This window comes from Paenarthrobacter sp. TRD_SC_7, from assembly GCF_056156245.1.
Genome location: NZ_CM149587.1, coordinates 476,956 through 492,007, shown reverse-complemented (window position 1 = coordinate 492,007; position 15,052 = coordinate 476,956). Strand labels below are relative to the sequence as shown.

Annotated in this window: 18 protein-coding genes; 10 read left to right on the top strand and 8 right to left on the bottom strand. The window is 62.3% G+C overall.

Annotated elements, in window-relative coordinates; all coding sequences use genetic code 11:
* Window positions 1-3 precede the first annotated feature (3 nt).
* Entirely contained in the window at window positions 4-1,344 is a 1,341-nt protein-coding gene (locus AC0J5Z_RS02465; protein WP_475037235.1) for an MATE family efflux transporter, read from the bottom strand.
* 41 nt (window positions 1,345-1,385) lie between these two features.
* On the opposite strand from AC0J5Z_RS02465, the gene AC0J5Z_RS02460 reads away from it, so the two are divergent.
* The 5 genes from AC0J5Z_RS02460 (at window position 1,386) to AC0J5Z_RS02440 (ending at window position 4,316) form a co-directional block, all read left to right on the top strand.
* Window positions 1,386-1,976 carry an antibiotic biosynthesis monooxygenase gene (locus AC0J5Z_RS02460; protein WP_475037234.1) on the top strand — a complete coding sequence of 197 codons (591 nt, stop codon included), beginning with the start codon at window positions 1,386-1,388 and terminating at the stop codon, window positions 1,974-1,976.
* A 64-nt stretch (window positions 1,977-2,040) separates the two neighbouring features.
* The gene (locus tag AC0J5Z_RS02455; protein ID WP_475037233.1) at window positions 2,041-2,475 is read left to right on the top strand and encodes a DoxX family protein; all 435 of its coding nucleotides are present in this window, start codon (window positions 2,041-2,043) and stop codon (window positions 2,473-2,475) included.
* 207 nt (window positions 2,476-2,682) lie between these two features.
* Window positions 2,683-3,012 carry a PEP-utilizing enzyme gene (locus AC0J5Z_RS02450; RefSeq protein WP_475039501.1) on the top strand — a complete coding sequence of 110 codons (330 nt, stop codon included), beginning with the start codon at window positions 2,683-2,685 and terminating at the stop codon, window positions 3,010-3,012.
* Window positions 3,009-3,290 carry a hypothetical protein gene (locus AC0J5Z_RS02445; RefSeq protein WP_475037232.1) on the top strand — a complete coding sequence of 94 codons (282 nt, stop codon included), beginning with the start codon at window positions 3,009-3,011 and terminating at the stop codon, window positions 3,288-3,290. Before AC0J5Z_RS02450 ends, AC0J5Z_RS02445 begins: the two co-directional genes overlap by 4 nt.
* A gap of 48 nt (window positions 3,291-3,338) precedes the next feature.
* Window positions 3,339-4,316: an acyl-CoA thioesterase gene (locus AC0J5Z_RS02440; RefSeq protein ID WP_475037231.1), complete on the top strand. Its 978-nt coding sequence runs from the start codon at window positions 3,339-3,341 to the stop codon at window positions 4,314-4,316.
* A gap of 252 nt (window positions 4,317-4,568) precedes the next feature.
* On the opposite strand, the gene AC0J5Z_RS02435 is transcribed toward AC0J5Z_RS02440, so the two are convergent.
* The gene (locus tag AC0J5Z_RS02435; RefSeq protein WP_475037230.1) at window positions 4,569-5,306 is read right to left on the bottom strand and encodes a VOC family protein; all 738 of its coding nucleotides are present in this window, start codon (window positions 5,304-5,306) and stop codon (window positions 4,569-4,571) included.
* 176 nt (window positions 5,307-5,482) lie between these two features.
* On the opposite strand from AC0J5Z_RS02435, the gene AC0J5Z_RS02430 reads away from it, so the two are divergent.
* Window positions 5,483-6,046, top strand: a complete 564-nt coding sequence (locus AC0J5Z_RS02430) for a P-loop nucleotide/nucleoside kinase family protein (protein ID WP_475037229.1) — start codon at window positions 5,483-5,485, stop codon at window positions 6,044-6,046.
* Window positions 6,047-6,098: 52 nt separating this feature from the next.
* Here AC0J5Z_RS02430 and AC0J5Z_RS02425 read toward each other — a convergent pair whose 3' ends face one another.
* Together AC0J5Z_RS02425 and dnaB are read right to left on the bottom strand one after the other, a co-directional pair.
* Window positions 6,099-6,824 carry a hypothetical protein gene (locus tag AC0J5Z_RS02425; RefSeq protein ID WP_475037228.1) on the bottom strand — a complete coding sequence of 242 codons (726 nt, stop codon included), beginning with the start codon at window positions 6,822-6,824 and terminating at the stop codon, window positions 6,099-6,101.
* Window positions 6,825-6,917: 93 nt separating this feature from the next.
* Entirely contained in the window at window positions 6,918-8,306 is a 1,389-nt protein-coding gene (gene dnaB / locus AC0J5Z_RS02420) for a replicative DNA helicase (protein WP_017197290.1), read from the bottom strand.
* Between the two features lie 590 nt (window positions 8,307-8,896).
* Between dnaB and AC0J5Z_RS02415 the strand changes: the two genes are divergently transcribed.
* A complete protein-coding gene (locus tag AC0J5Z_RS02415) occupies window positions 8,897-9,370 on the top strand; it encodes a hypothetical protein (protein ID WP_475039499.1) in 474 nt (157 codons plus the stop codon).
* 7 nt (window positions 9,371-9,377) lie between these two features.
* Window positions 9,378-9,953: a hypothetical protein gene (locus AC0J5Z_RS02410; RefSeq protein ID WP_475037227.1), complete on the top strand. Its 576-nt coding sequence runs from the start codon at window positions 9,378-9,380 to the stop codon at window positions 9,951-9,953.
* Between the two features lie 6 nt (window positions 9,954-9,959).
* Here the strand turns inward: AC0J5Z_RS02410 and AC0J5Z_RS02405 are convergent, their stop codons facing one another.
* The 4 genes from AC0J5Z_RS02405 to AC0J5Z_RS02390 form a co-directional block, all read right to left on the bottom strand.
* A complete protein-coding gene (locus AC0J5Z_RS02405) occupies window positions 9,960-10,316 on the bottom strand; it encodes a TFIIB-type zinc ribbon-containing protein (RefSeq protein ID WP_475037226.1) in 357 nt (118 codons plus the stop codon).
* 49 nt (window positions 10,317-10,365) lie between these two features.
* Window positions 10,366-10,992: an FMN reductase gene (locus tag AC0J5Z_RS02400; protein ID WP_475039497.1), complete on the bottom strand. Its 627-nt coding sequence runs from the start codon at window positions 10,990-10,992 to the stop codon at window positions 10,366-10,368.
* A 90-nt stretch (window positions 10,993-11,082) separates the two neighbouring features.
* Window positions 11,083-12,048 carry an alpha/beta hydrolase gene (locus tag AC0J5Z_RS02395; RefSeq protein WP_475037225.1) on the bottom strand — a complete coding sequence of 322 codons (966 nt, stop codon included), beginning with the start codon at window positions 12,046-12,048 and terminating at the stop codon, window positions 11,083-11,085.
* Window positions 12,049-12,307: 259 nt separating this feature from the next.
* Complete coding sequence (locus AC0J5Z_RS02390; protein WP_475037224.1) at window positions 12,308-12,625, bottom strand: GNAT family N-acetyltransferase; 318 nt, start codon at window positions 12,623-12,625, stop codon at window positions 12,308-12,310.
* Window positions 12,626-12,769: 144 nt separating this feature from the next.
* Between AC0J5Z_RS02390 and AC0J5Z_RS02385 the strand changes: the two genes are divergently transcribed.
* Entirely contained in the window at window positions 12,770-14,020 is a 1,251-nt protein-coding gene (locus tag AC0J5Z_RS02385) for a CaiB/BaiF CoA transferase family protein (protein ID WP_475037223.1), read from the top strand.
* Window positions 14,017-15,012: a beta/alpha barrel domain-containing protein gene (locus AC0J5Z_RS02380; protein ID WP_475037222.1), complete on the top strand. Its 996-nt coding sequence runs from the start codon at window positions 14,017-14,019 to the stop codon at window positions 15,010-15,012. Before AC0J5Z_RS02385 ends, AC0J5Z_RS02380 begins: the two co-directional genes overlap by 4 nt.
* The last annotated feature ends 40 nt before the right edge of the window (window positions 15,013-15,052 follow it).

Genomic DNA, 15,052 nt, shown 5'->3' with positions numbered 1-15,052 from the left:
AGTTTAGTGCGAACCCAGCACCATCCACCGATCGGTCCGCGCACGCAGCCCCAAGGTCACGGCACGGGCCAGCATGTAGCCCAGCGCAAACGCGGCCCACAACCAGAAGAGCCCCGCCTCGCCGTCGGGTTTCGTCTGGTGGATAGCCACCAGCAGCGGCAAATAGACCACCAGGTTTACGACGCCGGCAATCGCCAGGTAGCGCGCGTCGCCGGCGCCGATGAGGACACCGTCCAGGACGAAGACGTAGCCGGCCAGCGGCTGCCCGACCGCGAGGACCCAGAGGGCGATGGTGAGGGCTGATCGGACGCCGGAGTCGGAGGTGAAGAGGTATCCGGCCCACGGTGCCGCGATGGCCAGGAGTACGCCCGTGATCACACCGAATCCGAGGCCCCAGTGGATCATGGTGCGGGTCAGCTCACGGACTCGTGCGGCGTTCCGAGCGCCGAGTTCCTTGCCGATCAAGGCCTGCGCCGCGATCGCCAACGCGTCCAAGGCAAAGGCGAGGAAGGAGAAAATGGTCATGGCCAGTTGGTGCGCGGCCAGGTTCACGGCACCTTGCGCGGTCACTACAAGGACAGTCGCGAGGATGGCGAGACGGAGGCTCAGCGTACGCAGCATGAGCCATGAACCCACTTTGGTCATGGTCCGGACGCCCTGCCAGTCGGGCTTCAGGGACACCCCGTGTTGGCGCGCATTCCGGCCGACCATCACCAAGTACACGGCAGCCATGGCCCACTGCGCGATGCTCGTACCGATGGCCGAACCTGCCACCGACATGTTCAACCCGTATACGAGGAACACATTGAGGGCGACGTTCAAGGCGAAGCCCGCGGTTGCCACGACAAGCGGCGTCCGGGTGTCCTGCAAGCCCCGGAGAACGCCGGTCCCGGCGAAGATCAGGAGCATCGCGGCCAAACCAGGCATGGACCATCGCAGGTAATCGACGGCGAATTGGCGCACGTCTCCGGTCGCCCCCATGAAGCCAACCAGCGGCTCGGCCGCCACGAAACCGACCACAGCAAGCCCCAGCCCGAGCAGCAGCGCCAGCCAGACGCCGTCGCGCCCTGCAGCCAAAGCCTTCCCCAGCTTGCCGTCGCCGATCGCGCGGGCGACTGCCGGCGTCGTCGAATATGCCAGGAAGACCATCAGCCCCACGGCGGTGTGCAGAATGGTGGACGCGAGGCCAACGCCTGCCAGCTGGTCGACGCCCAGGTGCCCCACAATGGCGGAGTCAGCCAGCAGGAACAGCGGTTCGGCGATGAGCGCACCGAAAGCAGGGACGGCCAGGCGCAGGATCTCGCGGGCGTTGGAGCGGGCGGGGGCGGTTGTGGTTTGAGGCACTAAACAAGCCTAGTCCGCCTGAGGCCGGGTACATTTGGGCCGTGTCACATGAGCATCCCGTCACCGTTTCCGTTGCCCGCACAATCCTCCCGGGCTATACCCGCCAAGCCAATGCCTGGGCCCATGCAGGACAGGAACTCGCACGCGAATGGCCTGGATATTTGGGGTCTGGCTGGGTGCGCAATGGGGTGGATTCCACTGAGTGGCACATGCTTTATCGCTTTGCAGACGCCGATTCGCTGCAGGAGTGGGAGGACTCCGAGGAGCGTCGCTGGTGGATCGATAGTGCCAGGGACATGATGGAGACCACCCGGGTGGAGCGCCACACGGGGATCGAAGGATGGTTCTCCCGGCCCGGAGACGTTTCCGTGGTTGTGCCCGAAACCGTGGTGCCGCCGCGCTGGAAGCAAGCCATCAGCATCTTCCTGCCCTTCTTCCCGCTCAGCCTGCTGGCCAACTTCCTGTTGCACCCACTGACCCAGGACTGGCCACTGGTGCTCGCGGTCCTCCTCAACATCGTCATCCTGACGCCGCTGATGACGTACATCTTCCTGCCGATCACCACCAGGCTCCTGCAGCCGTGGCTTCAGGCAAAGCCACGTAGCAAGCGCCGGAGCCAAGCCGGTAACTGAGGTTCTGGTCATAAAAAGCCATGATTAGTTGACACTTCAACTTAACTCCGGAAAGGTTGAAGATATGAACAAGTCCAGCTTGACCACCACAGCCCTGACCATCCTGCGCGTAATCGCAGGATTTCTCTTCGCCGCGCACGGTTGGCAGAAGTTCAACGAATTCACCCTTGCCGGCACGCAGGCATCGTTCGCCCAGATGGGTGTACCCGGCGCTTCCGCGGTAGCCCCGATCGTCGCCACCCTCGAACTGGTGGGCGGCATTGCGCTGATCATCGGCCTCCTCACCCGCGTCTTCGCAGCCCTCCTGGCCGTGAACATGCTCGGCGCACTGTTCCTGGTGCACGCCCCAGCCGGCGTCTTCGTCGGCAACGGCGGGTACGAACTCGTACTGCTCTTCGCCGGCGCCGCCCTGGCTCTGGCACTGGCGGGCGCTGGCAAGATCTCCGCCGATGCCGCACTGTTCGGCCGCCAGGGATCCAAGCTCCGCGTCCTCGCGTAAGCGCCCACCTCCCCCCCCGACGCTCTCGCAGATAACAAGCCCTTCAGCCGATCGCTCTCTCACTTTCTTCAGGAAAGTGAGAGAGCATCGGTCTTTAAGGGCCGGGATGTGAAAGAGCGTGCCAGGCTGCGGGACTTCAGCTGGCTCGGCAGCAGCTTCCGCGATTGGTGCCGGGACAGGGTTTTCTGTAGTAGAAATAGCCTGGTGATGACCATCCTCACCGGCGTCGGCGCCAGCACTGGTACAGCCCGCGGCAATGCCCGGCTCATTCACGGTCCCGACGAGTTCACGCGATTCCAGTCAGGGGATGTTTTGGTCTGCCGCACCACCGACCCCGCGTGGACGCCCCTGTTCGGGATGGCCTCCGCGGTGGTCACGGAGACCGGCGGAGTATTGTCGCACGCCGCGATCGTTGCACGGGAGTTCGGGATCCCGGCCGTACTGGGTGTTCGGGGTGCGCTGAACCTGCTCGCCGACGGAGGCCCGCTGACCATCGACGGGTCTCAGGGAACCGTTACCCTGACGGGCACCGAATGACGCTCCTCACCTTGCACGCCGTCCGCCTGCTTGGGTTCGCCGACACTCAAGCCGTGGCGGCTCCCTTCTCCCAGGACACCGATCTAGTGGAATCCCAACTCATCGACGCCGGTGTGAACGGCTTTGTTTCGCACAGCACCTTCGCGGGGATCAGCGGCTGGTCGCTGTCGAGTCTCGGGAGAATCGAGAACGAGCGGCTGCTGGCCGAAGAACTGGACCGGGTCTGGTTCGAACTCCATGAGGACCTCATCGCGACCCTCGGCATCCAACGCGGGTAGTCAGTCTTAGTCACGTAACAGAAAGCTGCCGACAGTAAGATTCCAAGCATGAGCGATGACGCCGCCAATTCAGTGACCCTCCGCTTCCTCGCGGCCCCTATGGACATCGGACACAGCGGGTCAGTCGACGCCGGTACCGTCCTTGAGTGGGTTGACAAAGCTGCGTACGCGGCAGCTGTCGGCTGGGCGAAGTCTTATTGCGTCACCGCCTATGTGGGTAATATCCACTTCACGGATCCCGTGAATAGCGGCGACATGGTGGAGGTTACCTCCACCATCGTCTACACCGGCCGCTCCTCCATGCACATCCACACGGTGGTCAGCTCCCGCGATCCCAAGGGCGGACCGGAAACGATGCACAGCCAGTGCATGGTGATCTTCGTGGCCGTTGGACCTGACGGCAAGCCAATTCCTGTCCCCCAGTTTGAACCGTCCACGCCTGCAGAGATTGAGCAACGGGACCACGCGCTTGCGCGCATCGAAGTACGCGAGCAGATAGTCAATGCGATGAACGCGCAGGAATATACCGACGCCGGAACCGCCGAGCGTGTCACGCTGCGGTTCATGGCCTCCCCCACTGATGTGAACTGGGGCGGCAAGGTCCACGGCGGCATCGTGATGAAGTGGATCGATGAAGCGGCGTACGTTTGCGCTTCCCGGTATTGCGGCAAGGACACCGTGGCCGTCTTCTCCGGCGGCGTCCGCTTCTACCGGCCGCTGTTGATCGGTCACGTGGTGGAAGTCGAAGCGCGCCTCGTTTACACCGGCGCCAAGGGCATGCACATCGCAGTTCACGTCCGCTCCGGCGACCCGAAGACCCGCGAGATGAACCTGACCACGTACTGCCTCACGGTGATGGTTGCCCGGGATGAAACCGGGACGGCAGTGCCGATTCCCGAATGGGTACCGGTGTCAGATGGGGACAAGAAACTACACGCACACGCCCGCGAACTGCTCGAAATCCGAGGCCGGGCCCCGGGAAACCGGCTCCCGGATCACTTGTTGAAGGCGGCTGGCAACGCCTGATGGATAACTTTCTCGTTGTGGCCGTCATGGTTGCCGTACTCGCCGTTGTCATCGGCGGCATTGTTTGGAGCAACATCCAACAAGGCAGGCGGGCGAAGGAGAAACCACCGGCTCATAGGGGCGCGTACCAATCCCAGCGCGGCCGGGTCTACAAGCAAGGCTCGACAAATCACAACGCAAATCCGAGCAGCGGCGCTGATTAGTACCTCGTGATGCCCGCTGCATGAGGCCCAACAAGGGTGAGCCGCTGAATTACCTTGGCCTCAGCACGCAGAACTCGTTGCCCTCCGGATCCGAGAGGCACCTCCAAGACACTTCGCCCTGGCCGACATCAGCGTCAGCAGCTCCCAGCGCATGAAGCCGGGCCACTTCGGCCGCTTGGTCATCGCCGGGATACGGCAGCAGGTCGAGATGGATACGGTTCTGAAGTGCGTCGGGGTCTGCCGTGCGAAGCAACTCCAAATATGGCCCGACCCCCTTGGACGAACGCAGCCTCGCATGATCATCGTTCACTTCGTGGAGGGTCCAGTCCATCGCCTCGCTCCAGAAGTTGGCCATGGCCCGCGGATCTGTGCAGTTGACCACCACGGTGGCAATGGGACCGGTGTCCTGGTAGATCGGTCGGGGTTCCAAGACGCAGAACAGGTTGCCCTCGGGATCGGCCAGTACAGTCCACGGCACATCTCCCTGGCCTATGTCGGCCGGTGTCGCACCGAGCTCCTTGAGCCGGGCAACCAGCTCCGTTTGATGAGCGGCGGAAGTGGTGGCGAGATCCAGATGCGCACGGTATTTCACGGTCTCCGGGTTCGGAACGGTCACAACGTCAACGCAAACGGCTGAAGGGTCCGGCCAAGTGAAACCCACGGGTTCAACGTTGGTCACACCGGGTCCCTCACTGGAAACACCCCAGCCGAGAGCGTCCGCCCAAAACTTTCCGAGAGCAGAGTCGTCCCGGGCCTTGAAATTCACCTGAACCAGTCGCAGTCCCATGCCGCACTACCCTATACCTGGGCGAAGCCGGATGCCGAAAACTCACCACTGTCCGTGGTGGCAATTCTCCCTGTTGTTCGGCTGAAACAGGGCAGCGGAACCGCACCTTAGTCCTCGGGTTGGCCTAGTGTGGCTTGCATGTCTGCAAGAACCGAACCGAAGATCCAGGCCCCCGTATGGGTGAACTGATCCTGCTGAACGGCCCGCCTGGAATCGGCAAGTCAACTCTCGCTGGCATGTACGCGGATCGTCACCCAGGTGTCCTCAACTTGGATGTCGATCAGGTGCGCTGCCTGATCGGGGGCTGGAAGGAAGATTTCCAAGCCGCCGGAACCTTGGTCCGCCCGATTGCGCTCAGCATGGCTGCCACGCATCTGGGCGCCGGACATTCTGTGATCATGCCGCAGTTCCTCGATGACGCGGATGAAATCTCGTTGTTCCGGGGTGCTGCTGAAGAGGCAGGCGCCGGCTTTAGGGAAATCGTTCTGCTGGACAGCCTTGAGGCCTCCGTTGAGAGGTTCTATTCGCGCACGGACAGCCAGGACCCTTGGCATGCCAGCGTCATCGCCATTGTGGAGCAGTTCGGAGGTTCCCGCCTGTTGGAGTCGATGTACGAGGACCTCACCAGTGGCCTTCAGGCCCGGCCGTCCGCTACCACGATTCCCAGCCGGAGAGGCGAAATTGAGGAGACTTACGAGGTCCTGGTGAGAGCTTTGGCTCCCACCCCTCTCCAGCAGTAGCCATAGGGCTCTACTGGCGGGTGAATCTCCGCCAGTAGAGCCCTTGTTGCAACTACTTGATAAGCGCGGCGGCTTGATCCAGGAGGGCACCGGCGGCTTCCGGCCCACCGGACACACCTTCAGTACCGGATGCAGTGGCAGAGATCAGTACGCCGTCCTTAACCACGTGTGCTGTGTAGATGGCTCCTGCTTTTCCATCGGGCATGACCATGAGCGTTTTGAACGCCGCCGTGCCCGGCACGTTGCCGACGCCTTCGATCTTTTCGGTGGAGGTGGTCATTGTCTGCCCTTCGGCGGAGAACGTCACTTTCTTGCACGCCTCTGCCTGGGATTTGCTCGCGTTCAGGCTCTCTTGCAGCGCAGCAACATCGACGCCTGAGGTAACTGACACGTTGCTGAAGAAACCGCCAATTTTTGTCCTGGCCGTGCCGGCAGTCGTCGAGCCGGCGATTGCCTGGGGAACCCCAAGCGTGCTCAATTCCTTGCAAGCCGCCGGTTCAATGGCTGCCTCGCCGAAGGTGTCCACTAGCGAGTCATACTGGCCCAAGAGCTCCTTACCGGAAAGTACAGCGGGGGTGCTGCCGTCGGCGGCCTTAATCTGCCTGACCAAAGCCACGAGCTCTTCATCGGTGTACTGCTTAGCGGGCGTCGGTGTGGCTGTGGCAGTTTCGCTGGCCGGGGCCGACGCTGGTGCCGCTGCCGGACCACCACCGCATGCCGTAAGAGCCATAACTACCAGTACCGATGCCCCAAGTCCGAGCAGCGAATTCTTCTTCATGTGTTTCCCCAATATGTTCAGTGATGCGCCCGCGGACGCTGACTCAACAACACTACTGTCCCGGTTCTCCCGTAAGGCCAGGCCACACGCTAGCTAGAAGCCGCCGCCACCGGCACCCGTTTCTCCGGCCATGTTGGCAAAGCGCGAGTAGTGGCCCTGGAACGCCACAACGATGTCCTTTGTGGGACCGTTACGGTGTTTGGCAATGAGGATGTCGGCCTCGCCGGCGCGGGGCGATTCCTTGTCGTAAACGTCTTCACGATGGAGCAGGATGACCATGTCGGCGTCCTGCTCAATGGAGCCGGATTCACGGAGGTCCGAGACCATGGGGCGCTTGTCCTGACGCTGCTCGGAACCACGGTTCAGCTGTGACAGCGCAATGACGGGAACCTGCAGCTCCTTGGCAAGCAGCTTGAGGGCACGTGAGAACTCCGAGACTTCCTGCTGGCGGGATTCCACTTTCTTACCGGAGCTCATGAGCTGGAGGTAGTCGAGGATCACAAGCTTGAGGTCGTGCTGCTGCTTCAGGCGGCGGCACTTGGCACGGATCTCCATGAGTGACATGTTGGGGCTGTCGTCGATGAACAGCGGAGCATCGTTCATTCGACCCATGGTGGTAGCGATCTTGGACCACTGCTCGTCCTTGATGGTGCCCTTGCGGAGGTCCTGCAGACCAATGGTCGCTTCTGCCGAGAGAAGACGCATGGCGATCTCGTTCCGGCCCATTTCCAAGGAGAACATGACCGTTGCCAGGTTGTTCTTGATGGCCGCCGAACGGGCAAAGTCCAGGGCGAACGTGGACTTACCAACAGCAGGGCGGGCCGCGATAACGATCATCTGGCCCGGGTGGAGGCCGTGTGTCAGCTCGTCCAACTCGTAGAAACCGGTGGGCACGCCCGTCATGCCTTCCCCGCGGTGACCTGACGCTTCGATCTCGTCCACGGTGGATTCCATAACGTCCTTCAACGCCACGTAGTCCTCCGCAGTGCGCTTTTCAGCCACCGCGTACACCTCGGCCTGGGCCTGGTTGACGAGGTCTTCGACTTCGCCGTCCTGGCCGTAGCCCATCTGGACAATCTTGGTACCGGCGTTAACCAAGCGGCGCAGCACTGCGCGCTCCGCAACGATCTCGGCGTAGTAGCCGGCGTTGGCCGCGGTGGGAACGGTCTGAATCAGTTCGTGGAGGTACGCGGGACCGCCGATCCGGTTGATCTCGCCGCGCTTGGTGAGTTCATCCGAAACGGTGACGGCGTCGGCGGGTTCGCCACGGCCGTAGAGGTCGATGATGGACTCATAGATGGTCTCGTGTGCCGGACGGTAGAAGTCGTGTCCACGGACGATTTCAACGACGTCCGCGATGGCGTCCTTGGAGAGCATCATGCCGCCGAGTACCGACTGTTCAGCAGGGATGTCCTGCGGAGGTTTCCGGCTCGAGTCCGAAGCGCGTGAGCCCTCGATTGAGTCCAAGTGCGTAACTGACAAAGCCGTCCTCCATTTGTGTACCGCTGCAGAGATGTACTTCCCTAGCGGCCCGTAAAGCGCAGTGCGTGGTTACCGGTCCGCCTGGTGCATCTCACAATGACAGGCAGGTCCGACAGAATAGCGGTATCCACAAGTTATCCACAGTCGATTCCGCAGACCCGTCACAAGTAGTGACTTTATGGGAGCCGAAGAAACCCAGCGCGGGATATTCGTGCCCAAAAGGGACACTTCAGACACGTTACAGCAGGCGCCAAACACCCCCTGTGGAAAACCTGTGGAATACCAACCCCACGTTGTGCACAGACTGTGCGTTACCCTGTGGATAGAGAAATTCTTTTGAGGGAAACCACGCTCTGACCTGCGGAAACGTTCCTCACACGCTGTGGACTAAAGAAAGTTTTGGTTGAATTTCATCCACAGCCCAAGTCGCTCCGGAGGCGGTCCGAGCGGGTGAAAACACATCAAACATGCCGCAAATGTGATGCATCTTACAAGGGCTCCCTAATTTGACATAGATCTCTCAGAAGCCTATGCCGGAACTGGAATGTGCTGTGGATAACCAAGTTCTGGCATAAGCTCTAAGCATGGGGATGAACTTTGGTGACCTACTAACGATTGTCCTTCCGCTTCTTGTCCTGGTGGGCCTGCTGTGGGCACTCACGGCGGCCTTCAAGCCGCGCAACACAGGGGTCTCGGACGCTGAGAAGTATCAGCGCGAACTAGCGGCACGTTCCGCTGCGCACCAGGCGTCCCAAGTGCAGGAGGCGCTGGCCCTCCGCGCGCGGATCGAGGCCACCACCAAGCCAAGCCAGAACGAGGCCAGCCAGAGGGAGCAGGCGGAGAACACAAGGACGGCCATCCAGGCACAGGCCGCTCGGTCTCATGCTGGTGGCCAAACGGGACACCAGCCCGCTGTACTTCCCAATGGTCAACTGAACCCGCAACTCGCGTTCGAGCTACAGAACCTGGTCCGTAGCGGGAAAAAGATCGAGGCCATCAAAGTCCTGCGCCAGGCCACCCACTCAGATTTACTTACCGCCAAGAACTACGTAGATCGGCTCTGACAACGCCATGGACTCCATCCTCATCCCGCTCCTGATCCTCATAGCGGTCATTGCGGGCGTGCTCCTGCTTATTCGCTCGTTCACCAAGCGCTCTGCGGAAAGCAAAGCCAGCATCGCCGCGGCGAATGCCCCCAAGGACCCGGTGGAGCTGGCCAAAGAGTCTGCGGCGAAGCTCAACCAGGAACAGCACCGACAGCTTTACTCGCTCATCGCGCAAGGACAGGGCATGGCGGCCATCAAGCTTTACCTGCAGTCGACGGGAGAGGGCCTGCGGGCGTCGCGCAACGCCGTCGGCGCACTGGCGGCGCACCCGCAGCCATTCACGCCGGAGGCCCCGGCCAAAGACCTGCTGGCCGACGATGACGACGAGCCCGAACGCTTCGCCTACAGGTACAGGGCAATCGTCAGCAAGGGCGATGTCACTCGGGAAGTGAGCAGCAACATGCTTAACGACGAGATCTACGGACGAATCCGCACGCTGGCAAAGAGCGGCGACATTGAGGGCGCGGCCCTTGCCTTGACGCGACACTCAGACATCAACATCAAGCAGGCCCGCGAGTTCATTGAGCTCTTGGACGACTAAGAAGGACTAGAAGTCGAACAGGTCGCCCAGGAAGCCTTCCTTCTTCTTGCGCTTACGGCCGTACTGGTCCCGATCGCCACCTTCGCGGCGGTCGTAGTCCCGCCGGTCATAGTCGCGCCTGTCCCTATCGTCATACCGCGGCTGCTGGGGCCGGGATTCGAAGGGGTTGTAGATGGGCGGCGGCGCGATGGGAGGCTGGGACTGCGCGGCGGCAGGCCGCGCAGGGGCGGGTATGGTTTCCGCCGCTACTCGATCAATGATCTTGTCCAGCTCGCCGCGATCCAGCCACACGCCCCTACACTGCGGGCAGTAGTCAATCTCCACTCCGCTTCGTTCGCTCATCACCAGGTCAATGGAATCCACAGGACACTTCATGTTTGCCCCAACGATCGGACCGGGCAATAAGTTCGGCCTATCTGCCTGCTGAGATCCCGGCAAGCAGTTGTTCGAACGGAAGGGACTCAAGTGCGTCGTTCTTACGGTGCGGCTGGGAGCCACTGAGGAGCTGCACAAGCTCACCCGCGGCCCGGTCCACCCGCGACGAGAGGGGTGAGCCGCCGTCGTCGGTGTTTCCCCAGTCCTGGGGCCCCGCAAAGACGCCGGTGGCCGCAATCCTGGTGCGCAAGTAGCTGAACAGGGGACGCATTGCGTAGTCGAGGACCATCTGATGGCGGTCGGTGCCGCCCGTGGCCCCCAGCAGCACGGCCTTGCCGTCCAGCGACTTGGGATCGAGGACGTCGATGAACGACTTGAACAGCCCGCTGTAGGAGGCGCTGAAGACAGGGCTGACGGCGATGATGGCGTCGGAATCCTCGACGCCGGCAATCACCTCCGCGAGGCGCGGTGCGGCGTAGCCCGTGACGAAGTTGTTGGCGATGTCCACGGCGAGGTCCCGCAGTTCGACAACGTCGATCTTCGCGTCATAACCTTCCGCGCGCAGTTGCCGCTCGGCGGAGGCTGCCAGCTGGTCGGCCAACAAGCGGCTCGACGACGGGACACCAAGTCCGGCGGAAAGGACGGTGATGCGGCGGGTTTCCATGGCATTCTCCTGTTGCTCGTTCATCCAGCTTACATGCGTTTGCATCTAAATCAATGAACAGGGGCCTGCTCCGAAGTATTCCCGAAAGGTCTAACGCCTCGCGGCGTGCGTGGACAGGAAGTCGAAGGTCTTGTCCCGCGCCTCGCGTGCCTCGTCGAAGTTCAGGTGGAACTGGTACTCGTGCGGCAGTTCAGGCTCGTGTGTAGCCGGCCAGAAGAGCTCGGTCACCGGGACCCCGGCGTCCTTCAGCCGGTTGCTGTAGGGAACCGACTGCAGCCACGTGAGGCCGTCGCCATTGCCGCCGCTGATGAACGTCGGCGGGAAGTCGTCGGTCACGAAGTCGATGGTGGACATGGTCGCGCCAGCGTAGGTAGCGGACCAATCCTTCGTGCCGGTGTAGGCCCACAGTGACGTCTTGAATCCCCAGGCTACGATTCCACTGAGATCGGCCATAGCCCGAAGGTCATAAACGCCACAGTGCAGGATGGTGGCCGCCAGCTCCGACTTCTGTAGCGCAGGTTGGATTCCCATGAGGTTGGCGTACTCGGGGTTAACAGTGAGCGTGGTCATCTGACTCGCGAGCTGCGCGCCGGCTGAGTCCCCGGCCAAGACGATGCGACTGGTGTCCACGTTCAGCTCGGCCGCGTGGGCCTTGATGTAGGCGAGGGCCTCATTGATGTCCCGCACTGCTGTGGGGTAGGTGGCCTCAGGAGCGATCGGATAACTCATGCCAATGGTGGTGTACCCCTCGGCGGCGAGTATCTGTAGATAGGGATTCACATCGCGCTGGGCCCCGGAAATCCAGGCGCCCCCGTGAATCCAGACCACAGTAGGAAGTGGCGCAGTAGTGCCTGCAGGACTAAAGACATCGAAGGTGGAGCCGGGCTTGTAGACGACGCCAGTTTGGGTTTGCAGCGGTGTATCCGGAACGTAGGGCCTCATCTCGTCGATGGTTGCCTGCGCCCCGCGTTCAAAAACGCTGCGGATCAGTAAGGACGAAGGCCACGGCGTAGCCGAAAGTGCCAGGGCGACGATCAGCACCAGCAAAATCGCCAACTCCAGCTTTCGTTGCCGCGTAGACCGCTTCCGCTGGGTCCTGGACGGCGCTCCCTTTCGGGCTGGCCCACTCTGCCTCGTGCTCGCTTGGATCGATTCCAACGGCCCCATTACACACTCCCCCGGTCGGCACATCTGAGGACCATGCTAAGGCTGAAGGGCGTCCATGGAGGTCAGGGCAGCGGCCGCGCCGCCTGCAGCAGGACCCCTTCGCCGGCGTCGAACGTTACTGTATGAAATCCGGGTCGCCGGGCGCCCGTCAGTCCGCAGCTGCTCCAAGGCGCCGAAAATCGGGCCGCACAGTGACACCGCCTAGGTGGTGACCGGACAACGCAGGCCCGTCGTCATAGTCCCAGTGGTGCGTTTTGGCCCAACCCACCCCGGCGTACCCTCCGCCCGCATTCGCGTCATCTTGCGCTTCGGCAACGACGACGAGACGTGTGCGATCCTCGACCGCGGCGCTAACACTCGCGGCGAATCGCTCAGCGTTAGCGAGTGAAGTGCGTCCAGCATCCAGGTCCGCAGCGAGGATGCCAGGTACGTCGGCTTGGCTGGCGGGGCGAACCACGAAGGTCATGGAGCAAGTCTAGTTTCGGAAACGGCTTGCATTATGAGTTCTAACTCATAATATGGCATCAGTGATGTTGGCTCTCGCCGCAGGCGCGGGATCGCTCTTCATGGTTCCCGCCAACCACCTACCCACCAGGCACGGAAGAAGACAATGCCATACCAAACAATCGCCCCTCTGGACGGCGTCCGTGTCCTGGAACTCGGCAACTACATCGCCGCCCCCACGGCCGGCCGGTTGCTCGCCGACTTCGGAGCTGAGGTCATCAAGGTGGAGCGGCCAGGAACCGGCGACGAACTGCGCAACTGGCGCCTGCACAAGGGCAAGACGTCCATGCTGTACCGCACGCTCAACCGCAACAAGAAGTCCGTGGTCCTGGATCTCCGCACGGAGGCCGGCAAGCAGGCAGTGCTGGAGCTGGTGGCCAAGTGCGACATCCTTCTGGAGAACTTCCGCCCCGGCACCTTGGAAAGATGGGGGCTCGGCCCCGAAGTCCTCAACGAGGCCAACCCTGACCTTATCGTCACCCGCATCTCTGCCTTCGGGCAGACTGGGCCGCTATCCGAGCGGCCAGGTTTTGCCGCCGTCGCCGAGGCTTACGGCGGGTTCCGCAACCTGGTCGGCGATCCGGACCGGGCACCGGTGCGGGTGGGCGTCTCCATCGGAGACTCGATCGCTGGCCTGTACGCCGCCTTCGGCTCCATGATGAGCCTGTACCAGCGTGAAGCACGACGCCGGGACTCGGCGGGCGCTGTTCCGCTCACCGAGCGCATCATCGACGTCGCGCTGAATGAGGCCATGTTCTCCATGATGGAGTCGCTGATTCCTGACTATCAGGCATATGGCGTGGATCGGCAGCGTGTGGGTGGCCGGATGGAGGGCATCGCTCCTTCCAACGCGTACGTGTGCAAGGACGGCGCGAGCATCGTGGTGGCCGGCAACGGTGACTCGATTTATCAGCGGTACATGCGGACTATCGGCCGCCCGGACCTTGCCGAGGATCCCGCTTTGCAGTCCAATGCCGGGCGCTGGGCAAAGCGCGAGGAGTTGGATCAGGCCATCGGTGAATGGGCGGCCACGCTTTCAGGCGCTGAGGCACTCGCCGCCCTCGAAGCCGCCGGTGTTCCTGCCGGGCCCATTTACACCGCGGCCGATATCAGCACGGACAGCCAGTACGCCGCCCGCAACATGATCCAGAAGTTCGACGTTTCCACAGGCGAGGAAATTCTTCCCGGCATCGGCTTCCCGGGCATTGTTCCGGTGATCGGGGACCAGTCCCTGCCCATTCGGAACCTAGGCCCGGACCTGGGCGAAAACACACAAGAAATCCTCGGAGGGCTCCTTCACATGGATGCCGCACAGATCAACGCGGCTTCAGGCCGCGAGGAGGCCTTCCGACCATGAACCGCTTTGAGAGCCCTCTTGCCACGACGCTGGGCAACGCCATCCTGAGGGACGTCACCCTTCGCGACGGACTCCAGCTCACCGGGAAACTGCTCCCCACCGAGCAGAAGATCGAAACCGTGCGGGAACTGCTGCGCTTGGGAGTGCCTGCGATCGAGCTGGGTTCCATGGCCCGCGCGGACTTGGTTCCCACCATGGCCAACACGCTGGAAGTAGTCAGGGCCCTCAGCCCGGAGGAACTGGAAAAGTGCTGGATCTGGGTGGCAACCCCCAGTCACGTCGCGAAAGCGTCAGCCGCAGGTGCGAGGAACTTCCAGTACTGCTTGTCAGCCTCGGATTCGCACAACAAGGCGAACATCGGCCGCACGACGGACGAAAGCCTGGCCGCCCTGCCCGAGGCGGTGGAGTACACCCGCGCAGTGAATGGCCAGATCCAGCTGTGCATTGCCACATCATTCACGTGCCCGTTCGAGGGTTACGTTCCGGAAGAACGCATCCTCTCCATCGCCAACGATCCCCGCGCCGACGGCACCACGGACATCGTCATCTGCGACACCCTCGGCCAAGCCACCCCGGCCCAGGTTTCCCGCCTGATCACGCGGGTGCGGGAGGAGTCCCCTGCGCGTCGGATCGTGTACCACGGCCACGACACCTGGGGCCTGGGCGTTGCGAACACGCTCGCAGCCATCCAAGCGGGTGCTGCCATGGTGGACGGCGCCCTTGGCGGTCTGGGCGGCTGTCCGTTCGCGCCCGGGGCCAGCGGCAACACCTCCAGCGAAGACATCCTTTTTGCAACACGTCCCGAATGGCTGACTCCAGACGTTTTCAGGGATCTCGTGGTGCTTTCGGAAAAGTTGCTGGCCGAACTGGGAGAGCCGAACCGTTCCAAGGCATCCCAAGGAGCTCGTTCCAAGGCTGAGGCTTTTGACTGGGTCATGCCTGGCGCTAATCAGCATTCCGCTCATCAGCCGGCCTCCGCTGGAGGCAACTGACCATGACTGCCGAAGCGCACTGCCGGAGCCTTCGCGCCCC

What these genes read in the sequence shown, in the direction of transcription:
- AC0J5Z_RS02400 (WP_475039497.1), bottom strand. Translation starts at nt 10,992, where the DNA reads ATGGAAACCCGCCGCATCACCGTCCTTTCCGCCGGACTTGGTGTCCCG.
- AC0J5Z_RS02425 (WP_475037228.1), bottom strand. Translation starts at nt 6,824, where the DNA reads ATGAAGAAGAATTCGCTGCTCGGACTTGGGGCATCGGTACTGGTAGTT.
- AC0J5Z_RS02415 (WP_475039499.1), top strand. Translation starts at nt 8,897, where the DNA reads ATGAACTTTGGTGACCTACTAACGATTGTCCTTCCGCTTCTTGTCCTG.
- AC0J5Z_RS02455 (WP_475037233.1), top strand. Translation starts at nt 2,041, where the DNA reads ATGAACAAGTCCAGCTTGACCACCACAGCCCTGACCATCCTGCGCGTA.
- AC0J5Z_RS02435 (WP_475037230.1), bottom strand. Translation starts at nt 5,306, where the DNA reads ATGGGACTGCGACTGGTTCAGGTGAATTTCAAGGCCCGGGACGACTCT.
- AC0J5Z_RS02390 (WP_475037224.1), bottom strand. Translation starts at nt 12,625, where the DNA reads ATGACCTTCGTGGTTCGCCCCGCCAGCCAAGCCGACGTACCTGGCATC.
- AC0J5Z_RS02430 (WP_475037229.1), top strand. Translation starts at nt 5,483, where the DNA reads ATGGGTGAACTGATCCTGCTGAACGGCCCGCCTGGAATCGGCAAGTCA.
- AC0J5Z_RS02445 (WP_475037232.1), top strand. Translation starts at nt 3,009, where the DNA reads ATGACGCTCCTCACCTTGCACGCCGTCCGCCTGCTTGGGTTCGCCGAC.
- AC0J5Z_RS02385 (WP_475037223.1), top strand. Translation starts at nt 12,770, where the DNA reads ATGCCATACCAAACAATCGCCCCTCTGGACGGCGTCCGTGTCCTGGAA.
- AC0J5Z_RS02450 (WP_475039501.1), top strand. Translation starts at nt 2,683, where the DNA reads ATGACCATCCTCACCGGCGTCGGCGCCAGCACTGGTACAGCCCGCGGC.
- AC0J5Z_RS02380 (WP_475037222.1), top strand. Translation starts at nt 14,017, where the DNA reads ATGAACCGCTTTGAGAGCCCTCTTGCCACGACGCTGGGCAACGCCATC.
- AC0J5Z_RS02440 (WP_475037231.1), top strand. Translation starts at nt 3,339, where the DNA reads ATGAGCGATGACGCCGCCAATTCAGTGACCCTCCGCTTCCTCGCGGCC.
- AC0J5Z_RS02410 (WP_475037227.1), top strand. Translation starts at nt 9,378, where the DNA reads ATGGACTCCATCCTCATCCCGCTCCTGATCCTCATAGCGGTCATTGCG.